The organism is Nitrospirota bacterium, assembly GCA_015233895.1.
Lineage (GTDB): Bacteria > Nitrospirota > Thermodesulfovibrionia > Thermodesulfovibrionales > Magnetobacteriaceae > Magnetomonas.
This window is the reverse complement of record JADFXG010000021.1, coordinates 19,392-38,659: the sequence shown is the minus strand read 5'-3', so window position 1 is coordinate 38,659 and position 19,268 is coordinate 19,392. Positions and strand designations below refer to the sequence as shown.

The 19,268-nt window shown below is 42.5% G+C and carries 16 protein-coding genes; 13 read left to right on the top strand and 3 right to left on the bottom strand.

Annotated features, from left to right (window positions below; genetic code table 11):
* The first annotated feature begins 21 nt into the window (after positions 1 to 21).
* Positions 22 to 2,229, top strand: a complete 2,208-nt coding sequence (locus HQK88_12625) for a polysaccharide biosynthesis tyrosine autokinase (GenBank protein MBF0617646.1) — start codon at positions 22 to 24, stop codon at positions 2,227 to 2,229.
* A gap of 63 nt (positions 2,230 to 2,292) precedes the next feature.
* Here the strand turns inward: HQK88_12625 and HQK88_12620 are convergent, their stop codons facing one another.
* Positions 2,293 to 3,117 (bottom strand): cytidylate kinase-like family protein, encoded by an 825-nt coding sequence (locus tag HQK88_12620; GenBank protein ID MBF0617645.1) that lies wholly within the window; start codon positions 3,115 to 3,117, stop codon positions 2,293 to 2,295.
* Between the two features lie 44 nt (positions 3,118 to 3,161).
* On the bottom strand, positions 3,162 to 5,282 hold the full coding sequence (locus tag HQK88_12615; protein ID MBF0617644.1) for a SulP family inorganic anion transporter: 2,121 nt from the start codon (positions 5,280 to 5,282) through the stop codon (positions 3,162 to 3,164).
* A gap of 266 nt (positions 5,283 to 5,548) precedes the next feature.
* Between HQK88_12615 and pstS the strand changes: the two genes are divergently transcribed.
* Genes pstS through pstB form a run of 4 tightly spaced genes read left to right on the top strand, consistent with a single transcriptional unit; the run spans position 5,549 to position 9,479 of the window.
* The gene (pstS, locus tag HQK88_12610) at positions 5,549 to 6,586 is read left to right on the top strand and encodes a phosphate ABC transporter substrate-binding protein PstS (protein ID MBF0617643.1); all 1,038 of its coding nucleotides are present in this window, start codon (positions 5,549 to 5,551) and stop codon (positions 6,584 to 6,586) included.
* Positions 6,587 to 6,615: 29 nt separating this feature from the next.
* Positions 6,616 to 7,665, top strand: coding sequence for a phosphate ABC transporter permease subunit PstC (pstC, locus tag HQK88_12605; protein ID MBF0617642.1), 1,050 nt, complete (start codon positions 6,616 to 6,618; stop codon positions 7,663 to 7,665).
* Entirely contained in the window at positions 7,665 to 8,627 is a 963-nt protein-coding gene (gene pstA, locus HQK88_12600) for a phosphate ABC transporter permease PstA (protein MBF0617641.1), read from the top strand. Before pstC ends, pstA begins: the two co-directional genes overlap by 1 nt.
* Positions 8,628 to 8,666: 39 nt before the next feature.
* Positions 8,667 to 9,479 (top strand): phosphate ABC transporter ATP-binding protein, encoded by an 813-nt coding sequence (gene pstB / locus HQK88_12595; protein ID MBF0617640.1) that lies wholly within the window; start codon positions 8,667 to 8,669, stop codon positions 9,477 to 9,479.
* 64 nt (positions 9,480 to 9,543) lie between these two features.
* On the opposite strand, the gene HQK88_12590 is transcribed toward pstB, so the two are convergent.
* Positions 9,544 to 10,290, bottom strand: a complete 747-nt coding sequence (locus HQK88_12590; protein MBF0617639.1) for a Bax inhibitor-1/YccA family protein — start codon at positions 10,288 to 10,290, stop codon at positions 9,544 to 9,546.
* Between the two features lie 239 nt (positions 10,291 to 10,529).
* On the opposite strand from HQK88_12590, the gene HQK88_12585 reads away from it, so the two are divergent.
* The 8 genes from HQK88_12585 to fliM all read left to right on the top strand — a co-directional run bounded on the left by HQK88_12585 (position 10,530) and on the right by fliM (position 19,260).
* Positions 10,530 to 10,688 (top strand): rubredoxin, encoded by a 159-nt coding sequence (locus tag HQK88_12585; GenBank protein MBF0617638.1) that lies wholly within the window; start codon positions 10,530 to 10,532, stop codon positions 10,686 to 10,688.
* The gene (locus tag HQK88_12580; protein MBF0617637.1) at positions 10,682 to 11,974 is read left to right on the top strand and encodes a PAS domain-containing sensor histidine kinase; all 1,293 of its coding nucleotides are present in this window, start codon (positions 10,682 to 10,684) and stop codon (positions 11,972 to 11,974) included. Before HQK88_12585 ends, HQK88_12580 begins: the two co-directional genes overlap by 7 nt.
* Before the next feature lie 59 nt (positions 11,975 to 12,033).
* On the top strand, positions 12,034 to 12,702 hold the full coding sequence (locus HQK88_12575) for a glycosyltransferase family 2 protein (protein ID MBF0617636.1): 669 nt from the start codon (positions 12,034 to 12,036) through the stop codon (positions 12,700 to 12,702).
* A gap of 1 nt (position 12,703) precedes the next feature.
* Positions 12,704 to 14,116 carry a radical SAM protein gene (locus tag HQK88_12570; protein MBF0617635.1) on the top strand — a complete coding sequence of 471 codons (1,413 nt, stop codon included), beginning with the start codon at positions 12,704 to 12,706 and terminating at the stop codon, positions 14,114 to 14,116.
* 2 nt (positions 14,117 to 14,118) lie between these two features.
* A complete protein-coding gene (locus HQK88_12565) occupies positions 14,119 to 15,822 on the top strand; it encodes a hypothetical protein (GenBank protein ID MBF0617634.1) in 1,704 nt (567 codons plus the stop codon).
* Positions 15,800 to 17,512 (top strand): glycosyltransferase family 39 protein, encoded by a 1,713-nt coding sequence (locus tag HQK88_12560; protein ID MBF0617633.1) that lies wholly within the window; start codon positions 15,800 to 15,802, stop codon positions 17,510 to 17,512. Before HQK88_12565 ends, HQK88_12560 begins: the two co-directional genes overlap by 23 nt.
* A 224-nt stretch (positions 17,513 to 17,736) precedes the next feature.
* Positions 17,737 to 18,279, top strand: a complete 543-nt coding sequence (locus HQK88_12555; protein MBF0617632.1) for a flagellar basal body-associated FliL family protein — start codon at positions 17,737 to 17,739, stop codon at positions 18,277 to 18,279.
* A gap of 12 nt (positions 18,280 to 18,291) precedes the next feature.
* A complete protein-coding gene (gene fliM / locus HQK88_12550; GenBank protein ID MBF0617631.1) occupies positions 18,292 to 19,260 on the top strand; it encodes a flagellar motor switch protein FliM in 969 nt (322 codons plus the stop codon).
* Positions 19,261 to 19,268: the final 8 nt, after the last annotated feature.

The following is a 19,268-nucleotide window of genomic DNA, read 5'->3' as shown; positions in this document are numbered from 1 at the left end:
CTTACGGATGTGAGGTAAAAAATGGATATAAGATATATTATAGAGTTGCTCTATAGACGCAGGCGGCTTATATTAAAGGTGTTCCTTTCTATTTTTCTGCCAATAACTGTTGGCACTTTTTTCATTGCCACTTCTTATAATTCAACTGCTAAAATAATGTTGAAAAAACCGGCATCACTTAATTTTCTGAATTCGGCTATGGGAGTAACTGCTACTGAGTCCGCATCATTTTCAACAACAGACAGGGCTGACTATCTTGCTTTGCTTACACTCAGGCCTACGGCTGAGCAAGTTGTAGAGAAACTTTCCCTCAGAAAGCTTCGCATAAGGCAAAGAGTGGTAAGATCAATGCCATTTCTCAAACCTGTCCTTCAAGCGCTTGGCGTTGATGTTAACGCTGAGGGGAAACGTCTGACAGCAGAGCAGTTATTAAACTCAGGGATTATGTCTAAAATATTTCCCTATCCAAACGTAAAGATGACCCAGATAGAGGATACTGATTTATTTCAAATAACGGCTAAAGCACAAGACCCCGAAACTGCCGCCAACATCGCTAACACTATGGCTGCTGCCTTAATTGATCAGGAAATCAGAAGAGTCTATGATACATACAAATATGCCGGTAAATTTATAGATGATAAAATTGACAAAGTCAGGGATGCGGCTCTTGGTAATTTAAAAAAGATAAGAGATTTTCAGGAAAAAGACGATGCACTCGCTCTGGACACCCAAATCTCTAACACCATGACCGACCTTAACACTTACAAGAAAACTTTTGAATCAAATATCGTAAACATAGCAAAAGACAAAGTCCTGATAGCAAAGCTTGAAAGTCAGTTAAGAAACGTACCTTCTTTTGCTAAAGATGGCAGCAACATGGGAAATTCCGACATGCTCTCATACTATAAACAAAAACTGGCAACTCTTTATCAGTCACTTGCTGAGTCAAAAACCAAGTACACAGAAAAGCATCCAACTGTTATTGATTATCAAAACCAGATTAACATGGCAAAAGGACTTCTGCAAAAAGAATATGAAAATCTCTTTGACTCTAAATCCTACAACATGGACGACATATATATGACTGCAAGAAAGAGCCTCATCACATACTACCTGGAGCTTGACGGACTATACGCCCAGAACAAGGCATATCCGGAAATTATAAAAAAATATGAACAAAAACTCGCCTCCATTCCGGAAAAACAATATACAAGTTCAAACCTGACGCAGGAATCCACGGCCACTAACACCGTTTACTCAAATCTCCTTACTTATAAGTACAGAGTCGGCCTCATGGAATCCATAGAGATCTCAAATTTCAACATTGTGGAGCCAGCCGTAGTACATGACAAAGCAACCCATAAGTCACCATCAATGTTACTAAATATGCTTATAGCAATATTTTTAGGCACTATACTCAGTATTTTAAGCATCGTTATTATGGAAATCATGGATAACACTGTTAGGGGTATCAGAGATATAAGGGAATTAAAAAATGTTGCACTTCTTGGCGTCATTAAAAAACTGGCAGACGACCGCTTTGGACTGAAAGCTAAAACACAGGCCAGATCATTTAAAACCATATCAAACAGTCTTGCCATGATTCACCGTGAAAAGCCTATAAAAACCATACTGGTAACAAGCGCTCATGATGGCGAGGGAAAGAGTTTTCTGTCATCAAATCTTGCTTTATCTTTGGCCTCTGAGGGTAAAAAGGTACTTATGATAAACACTGACAATAAGGAAAACACTCTCAGCACTATCTTTGGACTACACAACTCACCGGGTTTTGCTGAGTTTTTATCCGGAGAGGAGACTCAGATTACAAGCATCAAGCCAACCTCTGTTTCAGGGCTTTTTCTAATACCTGCGGGAAAAAATGATGCCGGAGGCATGAGGCATTTGACATCTGACAGGTGTATCTCCCTCATAGACAATCTGGAAAAAGATTTCGACTTTATTATAATAGATACCCCGTCTTTGTTATCCTCTGATGAGGCTTTACTTATGGGCAGCCATACGGGTAAAAACCTTGTAGTTGTAATTGAAAACGAACGAATACATATTGACGTTATTAAAGGAATCTTTTCAAACTTTAAGGCCTCAGGAATACTGCACTCCGGAGTTGTACTTAATAAGGTTGAAGCTATAAGGTTTGGCTCTGAGTACTATGACACATTGAGATATTTTCCAAAAGCTGATACCAACGATTTAGAAAAAGAGTTTTAAAATTTACCGTAGTACTTATCTTCAGGAGCGACCAGCCAGCCGCTCCCTGGCTATTGCAATAACTTAACGCAGCATAGTGGAGACCTGCCCAAAAAAGTCCTCAACGACGTTTATCTCAACTTTTTTGACGCCATCAAAATCCTTTAGGGCCTCCCTGATGGATGTTATCTTTTTTTCCTTGTCCTTTTCCATAGCTTTAGTTTGTATTGTAAGATCACCGTAGTCGGCCCGCACCACTATATTACTGTCTATGGTGATTAATTCAGCCCGCACTCTGCTGGATAATGCAAGATTTCTCATACACTGTTCGGAGTACGTCATGGGCTGGAAGCGTCTGTTTTCAGAGGCATCCTGAATTATCTTTGCTGCGTCCTCTACCGTAATCTGCCCAATATTTAATACCATATCATACAGTACCGGGTTTGAATCATCTGTGTTAAACAGTGTCTTTATCCACTTTTTATGCTCTTTATCCAGCTTTTGAATTTCTTTAAGAGCCTTTTTTTCATCAATACCCTCTGTAGCAGCCATTCTTGATGCCCTGTCGTTTATGTTTGCCACTATATAGGCCTTAAGGACATGTGACACGCCTGAGACCATCATGTGGGCAACAGAGCCGTGGTAAATAATTTTGTCCCTTGTCAGAGTACTTAACAAAGTGGCTTGAAAATAAGCCGTATATTTGAGTATTTCCTCCTGAGACATGCCAAATAGAGACGGAGCCCGCTTGAGTGCTGTTTTAAATTTTTCGACATGAACTTTGTACTTCTTTGCCGATGTCTCCATCAGCTCATCATCAATCAACTCGTAACCCATTTGCTTTGATAAAGTCTCTGCAACTATGTTCCCACCGCTAAAGGGGGGACTGCTTATCATAATAATTGGCATTATAACCTCGCTGTTTTAAATTTGTTATCGTTCATTATACTAAATCAATGGGTATTTAAATAACAAACATTAACTAACGGACACTGTTTTTCAGAACTATTTTCATGTGCTATATGATGCACAGCCTGTATCGCTTTGGATTCTGTCGTGAAAATTCTGCGGCTCCCTATTTTATTATACAAACCGGTACGCTTAATTACCTCAAGCACCTGATCCTTTAGCCCTACAAAGGACACCTCGATATTTCTGTCATTTAATCTTGTAATCAGAGTGCCGATAGTCTCCTCACCGGTAGCGTCTATTTCATTTATACCCTCACAACACAATATTAGTTGCTTAAGGTCTGGTTTTTCCGTTACCTGCAAAAGTACCTGCTCCTCAAGGTATGCAGCGTTGGCAAAAAACAGTGACCCTTCAAACGTAATAGCAGAGATATGCTGACAGCGGTTTAGCCCATACAGGTCGCTGTTTCGGAGTGTGCCATCATCGTGTCTGGAAAGTATTGATACCTGCGGTTTCATGTTTCTGTACAGATAGTGGCCCAGGGAGAAAGCAACGCCTATCATTATCCCCTTATCCAGATGAGGGGCAAAGGCAAGTGTAAAGATGAATGTTAAAATGGCAGATATGCCATCATATTTCTGAGCATGCCAGACGTGCATAATTCCCTTGATATTGATAAGACCGAAAACCGCCATCATAATAATTGAAGCCAGCACAGACTGTGGCAAGTGGTACAGCAGTGGGGTGAAAAACATTAATGTCACAACAACAAGGATACTGGTAAAAACACTGGAAAGACCCGAAAATGCACCAGCTTGCAGGTTAACCGCAGAACGGGAAAACGACCCTGAAACGGCATAACTTTGACTAAATGAGCCCAGTATATTGGCAATGCCCTGCCCCAAAAGTTCCTGATTAGGGTCCAGCCTGTGCCCTGTTTTGGTAGCCATAGCTTTGGCTATTGATATGGCCTCCATAAAACCCAATATTGATATAATCATGGCAGTTGGAAATATAGTAAAAAATATGTTCATATTGAATTTCGGGAAAGAAAACGCAGGCAGACCTTTGGGTATTTCCCCCAACACGGCTCCACCGCCTTTTATGGTAACAGAGTCCTCCTTTATCGGTTTATTCTTAACGCTTATATGCCACAGAGCACCCTTAGTGTTACTGTCAGCAAAAGTAAAAAATATGTTACCGCTTTCTGATATTTTAACCAGCTTGAATTGTCTAATCTGTCCCCTTATGAGTTGGCTTCTTTTTTTCGCCTCTTCTATATTCAGATTCAACCTCTCTCCGCTTTGAAATACCTCAAGCGCTGCAACTGATTGCTCCCCCCTTTCGTGCCTAACCTTGCTTAACTCTTCAGACAATTCAGTCCTTTTCTTAGAAAGTTCCTCGACGTCGTTTAGTGCGGTGTTATATGCTTTTATTTTCTCTACAACACGGGCATCTTTAAAAGCGATGATTTTAACTTTTTGGTTATTCTCAAGCCCAACAACCCATGAAAGAAGTGTGGTTACAATGACTGCAATCAAAACACCAGGAAGGCGCGGGTTGATTTTTTTGAGGCCAGCCATTATCCCTATGGATAACACAGCAAACCCCAACGACAGCCAGTGAGTGTAGTCAATGGCAGCTTTGACAACATTAATAATGGTCTCATAGTGGTGTTCAGCGTTATCAACGGAAACGCCAAGGAGGTTTCCCAACTGAGATGTGGCAATGATAATAGCAGCAGCGTTTGTAAATCCTATAACAACCGGGTGGGACAGGAAATTGACAATCAAGCCTAATCTGAAAATAGACAGACTAAGCTGAAAAATACCAACAGCAAGGGCAAGCAGGACAGAGTATGCAATAAAATTTTCGCCCCCTTTTGTTGCAAGCGGCTCAAGTGCGGCAGCGCTCATAAGAGAGACAACTGCAACCGGGCCTGTTGCCAATTGGCGGCTTGAGCCAAACAGGGCTGCTATCAGAGGCGGTAAAAACGAGGCATACAGTCCGTAGTACGGCGGAAGGCCTGCCAACTGGGCATACGCCATAGACTGTGGGATCAAAACCAGCGCCACTGTTATACCGGCTATCAAATCTGCCCTCAGCGTTGCCGAAGAATAGTCTTTAAACCAGGCAAGAAAAGGAAACACCCGCCTCACAATTACGTTCATCGTACTGTTAGATACCATAACACCCTGCCTGTTCATCAGCTTTATCTCCCAATATTGTGCAAAAAAATTACTAATCTGTTTAATTTAAAAATCGTATGTTTTACAATTCGGCTATTGTAACAAATCATTTCTGTAAAAGTAAACGTAATCAAAACGTAACGTAAACGTAATCAAAGTGTAACAATAAAAGCTATAAACTAATTAGCATAAGCCTTAGCTTTACACAAAAAATTATGAGTGCTCAAAAGGAGTGAATGATGAAGAAAAGTAGTATGTTAGTAGTGTTTGTTGTTGCGATAGCTGTAATATCCTTTGCGATATACGGTTTAAACGGTGAGTTAGGGGCAGCAGACCTTGTAAAGCTGCAAGGCGCTGGCGCAACCTTTCCTGCTCCTCTTTATACCAAATGGTTCAAAACCTATACAGCCGCACATAAAGACGTACAGATTGATTACCAGTCAGTGGGCAGCGGAAGCGGAATAAAGAGTGTTATTGACAAGACGGTGGATTTTGGCGCCAGTGACGCCGCTATGACAAAAGAGCAGATGTCAAAGGTCAACGTTGGCGTACAGTTGCTGCCCCTTACCGCAGGCAGTATAGTGTTGTCTTACAATCTTGAAGGAGTAAAAGAACTGAGGTTGCCACGTGAAGTGTATGCAGAGATTTTCCTTGGCAAGATAAAAAAGTGGAATGATCCAAAAATTGCAGCGGCTAATCCCGGTGTGAAACTTCCCGATGCTCCTATAAACGTTGTAGAGCGCTCTGACGGCAGCGGTACAACCTTTGTATTTGCTAAACATTTAAGTGCGATAAGCAAAGAGTTTGAAAAAAGCGTTGGTTTCAACACAACGGTAAACTGGCCTGTCGGAATCCGCTCAAAAGGAAATGAAGGCGTAACCGCCAGCATTAAGACCACACCCGGCTCTATAGGATACGTAGAGTATGGTTACGCAAAAACCCAGAATATGCCTATGGCCATTCTTGAGAATAAGTCCGGTAATTTTGTTGTTGCTTCAACCGCCTCCGGCCAGGCTACTTTGTCCACAATAAAGCTGCCTGAGGACTTAATAGTGTGGGACTCCGATCCCTCCGGAAAAGAAGACTATCCAATAGTTACTTTCACGTGGCTTATATGCTATAAGCAGTATCCGGATAAGAAAAAAGCTGAGATCCTTCATGACCTTATCAAGTACTGCCTGAGCGAGGGACAGAAGTCAGCCGAGGCTCTGGGTTATATTCCTCTGCCTGAAGTAGTTGTGCAGAAGGTTACAGCTTCTATAGATAACATAAAATAAAGGTTCAGGATTAAGCATTCATGACAGATATGGACAATAAAGACCTCCCACCCTTACAGGGTGGGAATTGGCTTGTGATTGCACAGCCGCCTACTCTGTTACAGCGTACTGCCAATATTATATTGAAGCGTGTGTCTAACATTTCTGCCTGGCTGTCGGCATTGCTTGTAGTGTTTATACTTCTGAGGATAACAGCTAAAGCTTTGCCTGCAATGAGCCAATATGGGATCAAGTTCCTGACTGAAACCACGTGGGATCCCCTGACGGAGAACTACGGGATACTTCCTGAAATATGGGGCACGTTATATACCTCTTTTTTAGCTTTGATTGCCGGCAGTTTCTTTGGAGTAGCTGCTGCAATATTTCTCAGTGAAGGTTTCCTTGGGCAAGCTATTTTCGTTGTGCTTAAGATATTTAAAATAGAAACTTGCCCTGTATTTAGTAAATTACCCGAACAATTAGATGGACTTCTGAGGAATCTGATTGAGCTTCTTGCCGCAATTCCCAGTGTTGTGTACGGTTTGTGGGGTATCTTTGTGCTCATTCCTGCAATACGGCCAGTCTGTAATTGGTTCAATTCTAAACTTGGATGGGTGGTTTTTTTTGGAACACCCTTAAGCGGACCGGGAGTGCTGCCTGCCGTCATTGTCCTGTCTATTATGATTTTGCCTACGATTACGGCCATAAGCCGTGATGCACTTGAAGCGGTGCCGCCTAAGCTGCGTATGGCTGCTTACGGCATAGGGGCTACCAGATGGGAAACTATCCTTGCAGTTATCATTCCTGTGGCTACAAGGGGTATTGCCGGAGCGGTAATACTTGCCTTTGGCCGCGCTTTGGGTGAAACTATGGCGCTGGCCATGCTGGTTGGCAATTCAAACAGCTTAAGCCTTTCTTTATTTTCCCCTGCCAACACGTTGGCATCGCTTCTGGCCAATAACTTTCCTGAGGCAGGCCACAGGGAGGTCAGCGTATTGATGTACGCTGCGCTTGTCTTACTGGCAATAACTTTGTTCGTTAACGTAATCGGTGCCCTGATACTTCAAAAAGCATCAAGAGCGGCCGCAGGAGGCAGATAATGGCCACCAGAGATAAGGAAACGCAACTGAAGCCCGCATCACTTTCTCCGGCAGGTAAGAATTTGAACACGTATGGGGATATTGACGTTGCCGAGCTGGAAAGATCCCTTCTTAAGCCCAGGACTTTATTCAATCATCTACTAATTGCTTTCATTACCGTTTTAACTCTTGCAGCGTTGCTTCCGCTGTTTTCCGTCTTATGGATGCTTATATGGAAAGGCAGCCACAATTTGAATTTCGGCATTTTTACTCAATTGCCGCCATCGCCGATGGAAGAGGGTGGCGGTTTTGGAAACGCAATTTTAGGAACTTTCATCATGGTTACATTAGCCTTGATGATTAGTGTCCCCATAGGAGTACTAGGTGCAATCTATCTGTCTCAGTCAGATATGGACAATGGTTTTGCCAATGCTGTCAGGTTTGCAGCCAAAGTGCTGACAGGACTTCCCTCAATTCTTGCAGGGGTGTTTGCATACGGGATGTTGGTATTAACAATGGGGGGTTATTCGGCAATTGCCGGAGGTGTTGCTCTTTCTATTCTTATGCTGCCCACAATTATTCTTACGTCTGAGGAAGCTATCCGGATGGTGCCATTAAAGATGAAAGAAGCAGCCATCGGCATGGGAACCACAGAGGCTCAGACTGTTTGGATGGTGTTACTGCCAACGGCTTTACCCGGTATTCTTACTGGCGTTATTCTTGCTTTGGCGCGTGCAGCTGGTGAGACCGCGCCTCTGCTTTTTACGGCACTGTTTTCAAATTATTGGCCTGGCTTAAACGGGCTGACAGATTTAAAGCAGCCAACCGCGTCGCTTGCCGTGCTTATCTATAACTTTGCCGGTGTTCCTTTTGAAAACCAGGTAAATCTGGCATGGACAGCTGCACTGGTGTTGGTTGGCATGGTGTTGATAACAAATCTTACAGGACAGTTTTTTTCCCGTCGCCGAATTATGAATCAATAAGGAGATATAAATGTAATGGATTTAGAAAAAGATAATAAAATGTCCACTCAAGCCGTCATGTCTCACAATACCGGTGACAACGACGTAGTAATAGACTGCAATATAAAGGACCTTCACTATGGTACTTTCAAAGCGGTACGGGACACACATATTCCAATAAAAAGAAATCGGATAACTGCCTTTATAGGCCCCTCAGGGTGTGGTAAGAGCACGGTTTTGCGCTGCCTTAACAGGATGAACGATATTGTACGCGGCTTCCGCTTCAGAGGACACGTACACTTTGTGGGGCGTGATATATATCACCCCTCAGTTGATGCAGTATCCGTACGCCGTTTTATAGGCATGGTGTTTCAACAGCCAAACCCATTTGCCATGAGCGTTTACAATAATGTAGCCTTCGGGTTGAAACTTAACAGATACAAGGGATCGGTTGCAGAAAAGGTGGAGGAGGCACTGAGACGTGCCGCACTGTGGGACGAGGTCAGTGACAAGCTCCAAAAGAGCGGGCTTTCACTCTCCGGAGGACAGCAACAGCGGCTTTGCATTGCAAGAGCAATAGCTACCGACCCGCAGGTGCTGTTGATGGACGAGCCATGTTCTGCCCTTGACCCAATAGCCACACGTAAAATCGAGGAACTCATGCTGGAGCTGAAAACACGTTATACCATAGCAATCGTTACGCATAACCTTCAGCAGGCACAGAGAGTTGCCGACGATACCGGATTCCTTTACGTGGATACATCGGAGGGTGGACGCACCGGTTATCTTGTAGAATTTGGTGATTCAAGACAGATTTTTGACGATCCTAAAGAAAAATATACAAAAGAATATATAAGTGGCCAGTTCAGTTAGCAACAAGAGGATTTCTCAGCTATACAGAGAGCCCTCAGGCATTTTCTTTATCGTTAAGTCCTCACTAATCGTTGTTCATTTCTCTTAATATCTGAAGCAGACGCAAAATCTCAAGATACAGCCAAACCAGCGTAACTAAGAGTGCGAAAGCGCCGTACCACTCCATAAACTTAGGAGCCCTTGCTGCTGCCGATTGTTCTATTAAATCAAAATCCAGCACCAGATTTAACGCTGCGATGGCTGTTACCACTAGGCTTACGCCTAATCCAATAACTCCACTAAACAGAAACGGTATCTGTATGTGAAATAAGCCTAAAATCATAGAGGCCATATAAATCAAAAACACGCCCCCTGTGGCTGCTATCACACCAGATTTAAACTTTTGGGTAGCTCTGACAAGCCCCGTCTTATATGCAAAAAGCAAGGCAACAAGTGTGCCTATTGTTAAAACCACAGCCTGAAATGCTATTCCCGGATAGGCTGCTTCAGCTAAAGACGACAGACCGCCTATGACTAACCCCTCAAAGAGCGCATAAATCGGCGCTGTTACGGTTGCAAAGTTGTTCTTAAAGATTGTAATCACAGCAGTAATTAAACCGCCTATAACCCCAAGAGTAACAAGTGGCATTATTGCCTGAGGTCCCTCTGTAAAAAACCTGTTCCAGGTCCATACTGCTGCTGCGGTTAAAATCAATATCAGAAACAGTGATTTATTTACTGCCCCCTGTATAGTCATTGCCTCGGAATACCCCGATATGCCGGTATATCTCGTAATAGAATGGCCCCTCAGGGCAGGATTAGATGTTCTCATCATGGTGTACCTCCTTAAACTTTGTTATCTCCACTTCTGAGTATTATAGCAAAAAACTGCCTCAAAAAGGAACTCTTAACTTTGTTGAAAACCGTGCGTGTTGACTTTAAGGATAAAGATGTTTCAATATATAATAAATTGGTTACAAACAGGGGTATGAAACAAAACACTATTTCCATAGAGGAGCCTTGTGAGTGTAGTCAGTTGGCATTAAAAAGTTAGGGGCAAAAACAAGGAACATGACTAAGTACGTTTGTATTGACTGTGGCTACATATATGACCCTGCAAAGGGTGATGAAAGGCGGGGAATAGCCGCAGGTACATCGTTTGCTTCTTTACCAGATGTCTGGCGTTGTCCGGTGTGCGATGTTGCAAAGAGCGACTTTGCCCCATGGTAACAGATGATAAGAATCCCTATAATATGACAACTGACGCTGATAAATCCTGCAACACCAAAGATTCAAACTACAGCCTCGACTTTCTTCAGGCTATAATGGATAATATTCCTGATTCGATTTTTTTCAAAGACAGAGAAAGCCGTTTTGTACGTGTAAACAAGGCTAAAGCGGAAAACTCCAAAACAACGGTTGAGGATATGGCAGGAAAGACGGATTTTGACTTTCTACCACCTGTACAGGCTCAAAAGGCTTTTGATGATGAACTCAGCGTAATTTCCACTGGAATTTCAATAAAAAACAAGGTTGAAAAAATTACTCATCGAAACGGGACCGAGGCGTGGGTATCTACAACAAAGATTCCTTGGTGTGACAGCAGCGGAAAGATAATCGGCACTGTAGGAATTTCAAGAGATATTACCGATTTGATAACTTATGAGGAAAAACTCAGAGAAAACGCCGAAGCACTAAAAATACTTAATGAAAACCTCGAGGAAAATGTCAGACAAGAGGTAAAAAAGCGCAGAGATCAGGAACAGCTGCTTATTCAGCAATCGAGACTTGCAGCAGTGGGCGAGATGATTTCAATGATAGCCCACCAGTGGAGAGCGCCTCTTAACAGTCTTTCATTGATTATAACAGACTATGCGTCCTGTGTTGAATCCGGCACTGCTACCGCCAAAGATGTAACGCAGCTCTTAGAGGAAACCATGGAACAGATAGATTTCATGTCCCATACGATAAAGGATTTTAAAGACTTCTTTGAACCCTCTAAAAAGAAATTTACATTTTCACTGAAAGAAGCAATTAATAGTGTAATGTCCATAATGTCTGCGCTGCTTAAGCATAATTCTGTTGATGTCTCCTTGTCAGTGGAAACCCGGACTGACCCTAAAATATCAGGTTATCCGAATGAGTTTAAACAGGCGCTGCTTAATATTTTAAATAATGCAAAGGACTCAATTGTTGAAAAGAGAGTGGCTTTGAGAAATGACCGTTATAAGGGTAAAATAGAGATAACACTTTTTGATTCCGGTTCAAATTATAATTTAACCATAAAAGACAACGGCACAGGAATTAGCAGCAGCGTTAAGGAAAAAATATTTGACCAGTACTTTACAACAAAGGGCAAACACTCAGGCATGGGAATAGGTCTTTACATGGCAAAGACTATTGTCGTAAATAACATGAATGGCTCAATCTCAGCCGATAACCACCCTGACGGGGCAATATTCAACATAGCAGTCCCATACGAACTCCCAATACAACAAACGGATGGACATGCTTAACGTAAGGAGTTCTTGAAAAAGATTAATCAGCAGATGACACAGATGAACGCAGTTTTAAAATGATAACCATCGTGATTCCTGCATTAAATGAAGCGGCAACCATTGGCAATGTTATAGAGGGCTGCAAGAGGTACGGTGATGAGATTATTGTTATTGACGGCCATTCTACGGATGGGACACCAGAGATTGCCAAAAATCTTTCCGTTAAATGTATAACAGACAGCGGCAAGGGAAAGGGTGCTGCCTTAAGAGACGCCATTAATGAGGCTAAAGGCGATATAATTGTCTTCATAGATGCAGACGGCTCTCACGACCCTGACGATATTCCAAAAATAGTAGAGCCAATTCTTAAAGGAGAGGCTGACCACGTCACTGGCTCCCGCTTGCTTGGCGGCTCAAGCGAACTGCACGGCGGTTTTGACGAATTTTTCAGACTGATGGGCAGCTCCTTTATCACTGCCTGTATAAACTGGCGATTCAAAGTAAGAATCAGTGATTCACAAAACGGTTTCAGAGCAATTAAAAAAGACGTGGCAAAAAAACTAAACCTTAAAGAAGATATTACCACCATAGAGCAGGAAATGATTATGAAAACCCTGAAAAAGCGATTCAGGCTGACAGAGGTCCCCTCACACGAGCATAAACGCAAGGCCGGTTACTCTAAAATACGATTGTCTAAGGTTTGGCTCAGATATGGCTACACGTTGATTAAATATCTGATTATATAAATTGAAAGTTCTGCTTTTAAATCCGCCGGATGCTTACGGTGAGAAGTTCACAAGAGAGGGGCGTTGCACTCAGCAAAGCGGCATTTGGTCAACCCTGTGGCCTCCGCTTTCACTTGTTTATATTGCCACCCTGTTACAGGAAAACGGGCATGAGGTAAGAGTAACAGATGCCCCTGCCGAAAACATTAGTTTACACGGCCTTAAGTCCTTAATTGATTCATTTAACCCTGATGTTGCAATTCTTAGTACCGGCACTCCGACAATTACCAACGACCTTGCTGTTGCAGCATTGATAAAAGAGCAAAAACCGGTAATTACCACCATAGTTATCGGTACCCATGTAACCGTCTTTGACGCACAGTCTCTTATGCAGGCGGCTGGCTTAGACATAGTCATTAGAAATGAGCCTGAAATAACAGCCCTTGAAGCAGTCAATAATTTGCATAATTTACACAATGTGCAGGGAATAACATTCAGAGCCGTTAACGGTGATATTGTAAGAAATGATGACAGAGAGTTTGCCTCCAATCTCGACGCCTTGCCTTTTCCCAACTGGAGTCTGATTAATATCACCTCATACACCCTGCCGCTTAAAGCCACTCCGTTTCTTATGGTGATGCCACAAAGGGGATGCCATTTTCCGTGTACATTTTGCACAAGCCAGACGTATTACGGGAAAAAGATACGGCTTAGGACGGTTGACTCCATAGTTGAAGAGATTAACGCTGATATAGAGAAATACGGTGTGCGGGAGTATTTCTTTTGGGCTGAGACATTTACAGCTAATCCTGCTTTCGTTAAAGAACTCTGTATGGGATTGATAACGAAAAGAGTGAATATTTCATGGGTCTGTAATAGCCGAATTGACACGGTGAACGAGGAGTTATTACAATTAATGAAACGTTCCGGATGCTGGATGATTAGTTTTGGAATAGAGTCGGTTAACTCGGAGGTGCTTAGGGGTGTGAGAAAAAACATAGGGTTTGAGCAGATTAAAAAAACACTTACAGCGGCTAAAAAAGCTGGGATAAAAACGTCCGGGCATATAATATTTGGGCTACCTAACGAGACTGTCTCATCAGCTTTAGAGACTAAACGGAAAGTGCTGGGCTTAGACCTCGACTTTGCACAATTTTACTGTGCCGTTCCTTTTCCCGGCTCAGAACTCTACAACACAGCGCTCAATAACGGCTGGATAAAAGACACAGGTGATTTCAGCTCCTACCGGCAGGAACACGCTGTTATGTCCTTAGAGGGCATATCGCCACAAGAAGTGGAAAAGATAAGAACACAGGCTGTAAGGGAGTTTTACTTAAGATTCACGGTAATTTCAGGGATTATAAAACTGATGAATCCACGCTCACTGTTTAAAACCATAGTGTCAACATTGAAATTTTTAAAGGTGGTGGAATAAGCATGTATATACTTGGGATATGGGATGGCCATGACGCAGGGGCTGCCATCATAGAGGACAACCGGGTCCTTGTTGCTATAAACGAGGAGAGGCTTTCAAGAAGGAAATTAGAGGCTGGATTCCCTGTGCTTTCCATAAAGGCATGTTTGAGCGCTTTAAACTTAGAGCCTCGTGACATTAAATGCGTAAGCAGTTGCACAACTGATTTTTCCAAAACACTGACACGCGCATTTCCTGTCCTTAAAGAGCAGTACTATCTTATCCGAAGACGGAAAACAGAGCAGGGTGCATTTCAAGGCTTAAAAAAGAGAGCTAAGTACATACTGACAGAAATTGGTCCGTCAGCACTAAGCCGGCGTATCAGCCACCATCTGTTAATAAAAGAACTAAAAAGTTTGGGGTTTAAAAATGTCAATTTCCATCAGTACGGCCATCACGACTGTCACGCCGCCGCGGCGGCGTTTTGCTCAGGAAATGATAAATCCCTTGTTGTGACGCTTGATGGAATAGGAGACGGACTCTCCGGCAGTATAAGTGTGTTCGATAATAACAGGCTAAGTTCAATAAAAACGATAAGCGGAAGGAATTCATTTGGAATATTCTTTGAACACGTAACAAATCTGTTAAACATGCGAGAGTTGGAGGATGAGGGAAAGGTCATGGCGCTTGCCGACTATGCCTACCCGATAGATGACACAAAGAATCCGATGCTTGAGTTTTTTCAAATCGAGGGGCTTAACGTCAGTGCAAAATACGGCTCCATACAGATGTACGATAAGTTAAAGAAAATCCTATGGCACTATCCCTCTGAGCAGTTTGCCTATATGGCAGAGAGGGTGCTTGAGGTGCATGTTGTGCAGCTTGTAAGAAACGCTCTCACAATATCCAGCTGTGACAAGATTGCCGTTGCGGGAGGATTGTTTTCCAATATTGTGGTAAATATGCTGATAAGTGAGCTTTCGGGAGTTTCCGATTGCTTTGTATATCCTCACATGGGAGACGGCGGACTTGCCGCGGGTGCGGCTATGTGCGCTAATTATGAGTTAAACAGAGTGTCAAAATATGAGTTTAACGATGTGTTTTGGGGTACAGGGTTTAAGGACTCCGATATTACAGATGTATTAAAAACGAAAAACCTGAAATTTGAAAAGAAAACAGATATAGCCAAAGAGACTGCAAAACTGATTTCAGAGGGTAACATAGTGTTTTGGTTTCAGGGAGCTATGGAGTATGGCCCGAGGGCACTTGGCAGAAGGAGCATCCTTGCGCTTCCTAACTCAGAGGAAATCAAAAACCGTCTTAATCTCAGACTTAAAATGCGTGTGTGGTATCAGCCCTTTTGTCCATCCATATTAAAAGAGGATTTTGACACCATAATAGACCGTAACAGCAACATCAGCTACAATAAGTTTATGGCCATGGGCTACAGAGTGAAACCGGAATTTATACCGGAGATGAGAGGCATCGTAAGCTTAAGAGGAGTGTGCAGGCCGCAGGTTGTTGACGAAAGAGACGGTGTGTTTTATAATCTTCTGTGTGAATTAAAAAAACTAACCGGCAGAGGAGTTGTGCTAAATACGAGTTTTAATATTCATGGACAACCACTGGTTTTTAGCCCTGAAGATGCAGTAAAAACCCTCATCGAGGCTAAAAACAGATACATGGCAATAGGTGACTATTTAGTTGAAAACGAAAAATACGCCTAAAAAGCAGACGAAATCCATAGTTGAGAAAGAGTGGTATTTTATTGCGGCAGGATTTGTCGCGATTTTAGTGTCAGCCCATAATTATGCCCACGGAAATAGTTCCGACACTATAAGGCAGCATCTTATAACAGCGATTCCAGCCGCTCTTGCTGTTAATTTTATTCTGATAGTGCTGGGGCTGTTGTTTAATTATAAAACAATAACCGCAGTGTTTACTAAGTTAACGAAAGTGCAAATGTATTCACTGGGAGCAGTTGTAGCGTTTGCGCTGTGTTTGGTGGTCTTAGTTGCACCGCGTATTCACAGAATCTATTATGACGAGAACATTTATCTAAGCATTGGGCAAAACATCGGGTTTTTAGGTAAGGCTGGCATGTGCAATGACGGCAATAACCACTATGGCGTTTATGGGTGCGACAACATTGAATTTAATAAGCAGCCGTATGCTTATCCGTTTCTGTTAAGTCTGCTTTTTAAAATGTTTGGATCTGCTGAGGCTACAGGGTTTATATATAATAATGCCGTGTTTGTTCTGTCCACCTTGCTTGTGTTTTTAATCAGTAATCTCCTGTTTGAGGAGGTCACGCTTTCCATACTTGCAGCGCTCATATTTACCATGATTCCTGAAAACATAATCTGGAGCAACACGGCTGCTGTTGAACCCTCCTCCATACTTTTTCCTGGTGCAACGATACTGTGTTTTCTGATTTATATGAAAGAACGGGATATTAAATCACTGTTTTTGTTTTCGGTAATGCTCCCCTTTTCACTTCAATTCCGGCTTGAGGCTATTTTAATTTTACCGGTTATGTTTACGTATGTTTTATTGAAAGACAGGGCTTTGTTGAAATCGAGGTGGTTATACATTTTTATGCTCATTTCACTTGTGCTTGCAATGACCCATATTTTGCAGATATATTCGGTAAGGAATGAAAACTGGGGCTCAAGCGGGGACAGGATGTCAATTTCATATTTTTTGAATAACTTAAAGGTTAACGGTCTCTTTTATCTCAACAACGTCAGATTTCCGGCGGTCTTTACTGGCCTTGCCCTGATTGGAATAACAGCGGGGAGGACTTTTCTCAAAGAGAAACTGCTGTTAGGGATGTGGTTTATCCTGCTGTTTGGAATATTTTTGTTTTTTTATGCCGGTAGCTACAGCTACGGACAAGATGTACGGTACTCACTGGTGTCTTACATGCCGCTATCCATACTGGCTGGCGCCGGTTTTTTTCAAATACAGCGATTGTTTAAAGACTCCGGAACGCATATACAATTAATACCATTAATTGTGCTTTTCTATATATTCATATCTTTTATGCCGCACATACGGTCTCTGGGTGAGGAATCATGGGAGTGCCGGGTGGATTATCGGGAGGCTCAGAAGATGCTTACCATGATAGATAAAAGCAATTCCATTGTGTTAACCCACAATCCAAATATGTTTTTGCTGTGGGGCGCTAACGCTGTTCAGAGCTCAACTGCCACAAACAACGTTGACAGAATAAATAATCTGTTTGACCGTTACAGCGGAAACGTATATTTTCATTATAATTACTGGTGTAACACGGCAGACCCTGTGCAGAAGGGTTTTTGCCAAAGAATTCTTGACACTTACGATTGTGAAAAAGTCCACCTCTACACAGAGCGTGGCCGGACATTTGCCCTCTATAAGATGAAAAGAAAATGATTCTTCCCGGCTTCTCTACATCCTAACTGTCTTTCTGAACTCAAAACAGTAAGAACTGTTTGAAAGGCAGCTTTTTTGTCAATTCATTGACGTAAAACATCATCGCTTGACTACGTCTGAACAGAGAAATCGCCTGTTTTACTTAGCTATTGCTCTCTGGCATGAAATTTGATATAATAAGTTAGAAGGTGTAATTTATACACAAGGGGGTGTACACACAGATTATGTCAAAAGAAGAGCAGGATGAAGAACAGTTAGAAGGTCCACAACCAAAAAAGAAACTAAATATCAAGCAACTAATAATCTTTTTAGGCATTGCCCTTGTGTTAGTGGGAGCTGGCTATATAGGTTACAACAAGTTTTTGAAAAAACACGATAATACCGCAGCAGAGCCTGAGAAACCGGTTGAGGAGAAGGTAGAAAAGAAAGAAAAGAAGGCACACAAAGAGCCAAAGAAAGAAGGGCATGATACCGGTGCAATTGTGCCACTTGAGCCATTTGTGGTAAATCTCGTTGACCCCGGCAGATATATGAAAATAACCGTGCAAATAGAAATACCGGATAAGAAGATGGAGGCTGCTATGAAGGAAAAGCTGCCTGTTCTCAGAGATGCTATAATTATACTTCTGAGTTCAAAAAATCTGGAGTCCATATCCGGACCGGATGGTAAACTAATGTTAAAAGACGAGATGCTTGCCCGTGTTAATCAGGCACTGGGAGAGGATTTGATAACAAACATTTATTTTACAGACTTTGTGGTGCAGTAGAGTGAAAAACATATGAATAAAATACTGTCACAGGATGAAATAGATGCCCTGCTTAAAGGAGTTCAGGCAGGAAGCATCGAAACAGAGGCCTCCTCTGAGGGTGAATCCGGTGTTAAGACCTATGACCTGACCAATCAGGAGAGAATCATCCGCGGCAGGATGCCAGGCCTTGAAATAGCTAATGAGCGTTTTGCCAGGTTTTTCAGAAACTCCATATCAGCCATCATAATGAAGTTTGTTGATGTCAATATTCACGGTGTTGAGATGATGAAATTCAGTGAGTTTATGAAAACCCTCCCTCTGCCCTCCAGCATAAACATATTTAAGATGGAGCCACTGAAAGGGTATTCACTGTTTGTAATAGGGGCGCCTGCCGTGTTTGCCTTTGTAGAGTACTTTTTTGGCGCTACAACTGCCCGCAATACAAAGAGTGAGGGCCGGTATTTTACCCCCATAGAACAGCGTATAATCAAAAAAGTCGTAGGGATGGTTCTAAAGGACCTTGCTTTAGCGTGGAGAGGAGTAGCCACGGTTCAGCCCGAACACGTTGGATCTGAAATGAACCCCCAGTTTGTAACCATTGTTACCCCAACAGAGGTAATCATAAAAATTGAGGTGCATATAGAGGTCGAGGATTTTACTGGTAAGATGTATTTCTGCATACCGTACTCTGTGATAGAACCGGTAAAGGAAAAGCTCTACTCCGGTATTCAGGCTGAAAAACTCGAAACTGACCACAGGTGGGTGGCAAGGCTCAAAGACATCCTTATGGTGTCAGAGGTAAATATGAGTGTTGAGCTTGGCAGGACAGAGCTTCTTATCGAGGAGCTTTTAAATCTGCAGGTTGGTAATGTTATTCCTCTCAGTAGCTCAGTGACTGATGAGCTTGTCGTAAAGGTTGAGGGCGTCACTAAACTAAAGTGTTTGCCGGGAGTGCGAAAAGGTAACCAGGCTATAAAGATAACAGGAGTTATTCAATGATTTTGGAG

Coding starts and splice junctions, on each gene's coding strand:
- HQK88_12620 (MBF0617645.1), bottom strand. CDS start 3,117: ATGCCAATTATTATGATAAGCAGTCCCCCCTTTAGCGGTGGGAACATA.
- HQK88_12625 (MBF0617646.1), top strand. CDS start 22: ATGGATATAAGATATATTATAGAGTTGCTCTATAGACGCAGGCGGCTT.
- pstB (MBF0617640.1), top strand. CDS start 8,667: ATGTCCACTCAAGCCGTCATGTCTCACAATACCGGTGACAACGACGTA.
- HQK88_12585 (MBF0617638.1), top strand. CDS start 10,530: ATGACTAAGTACGTTTGTATTGACTGTGGCTACATATATGACCCTGCA.
- HQK88_12580 (MBF0617637.1), top strand. CDS start 10,682: ATGGTAACAGATGATAAGAATCCCTATAATATGACAACTGACGCTGAT.
- pstC (MBF0617642.1), top strand. CDS start 6,616: ATGGACAATAAAGACCTCCCACCCTTACAGGGTGGGAATTGGCTTGTG.
- HQK88_12590 (MBF0617639.1), bottom strand. CDS start 10,290: ATGAGAACATCTAATCCTGCCCTGAGGGGCCATTCTATTACGAGATAT.
- pstA (MBF0617641.1), top strand. CDS start 7,665: ATGGCCACCAGAGATAAGGAAACGCAACTGAAGCCCGCATCACTTTCT.
- HQK88_12575 (MBF0617636.1), top strand. CDS start 12,034: ATGATAACCATCGTGATTCCTGCATTAAATGAAGCGGCAACCATTGGC.
- HQK88_12565 (MBF0617634.1), top strand. CDS start 14,119: ATGTATATACTTGGGATATGGGATGGCCATGACGCAGGGGCTGCCATC.
- fliM (MBF0617631.1), top strand. CDS start 18,292: ATGAATAAAATACTGTCACAGGATGAAATAGATGCCCTGCTTAAAGGA.
- pstS (MBF0617643.1), top strand. CDS start 5,549: ATGAAGAAAAGTAGTATGTTAGTAGTGTTTGTTGTTGCGATAGCTGTA.
- HQK88_12555 (MBF0617632.1), top strand. CDS start 17,737: ATGTCAAAAGAAGAGCAGGATGAAGAACAGTTAGAAGGTCCACAACCA.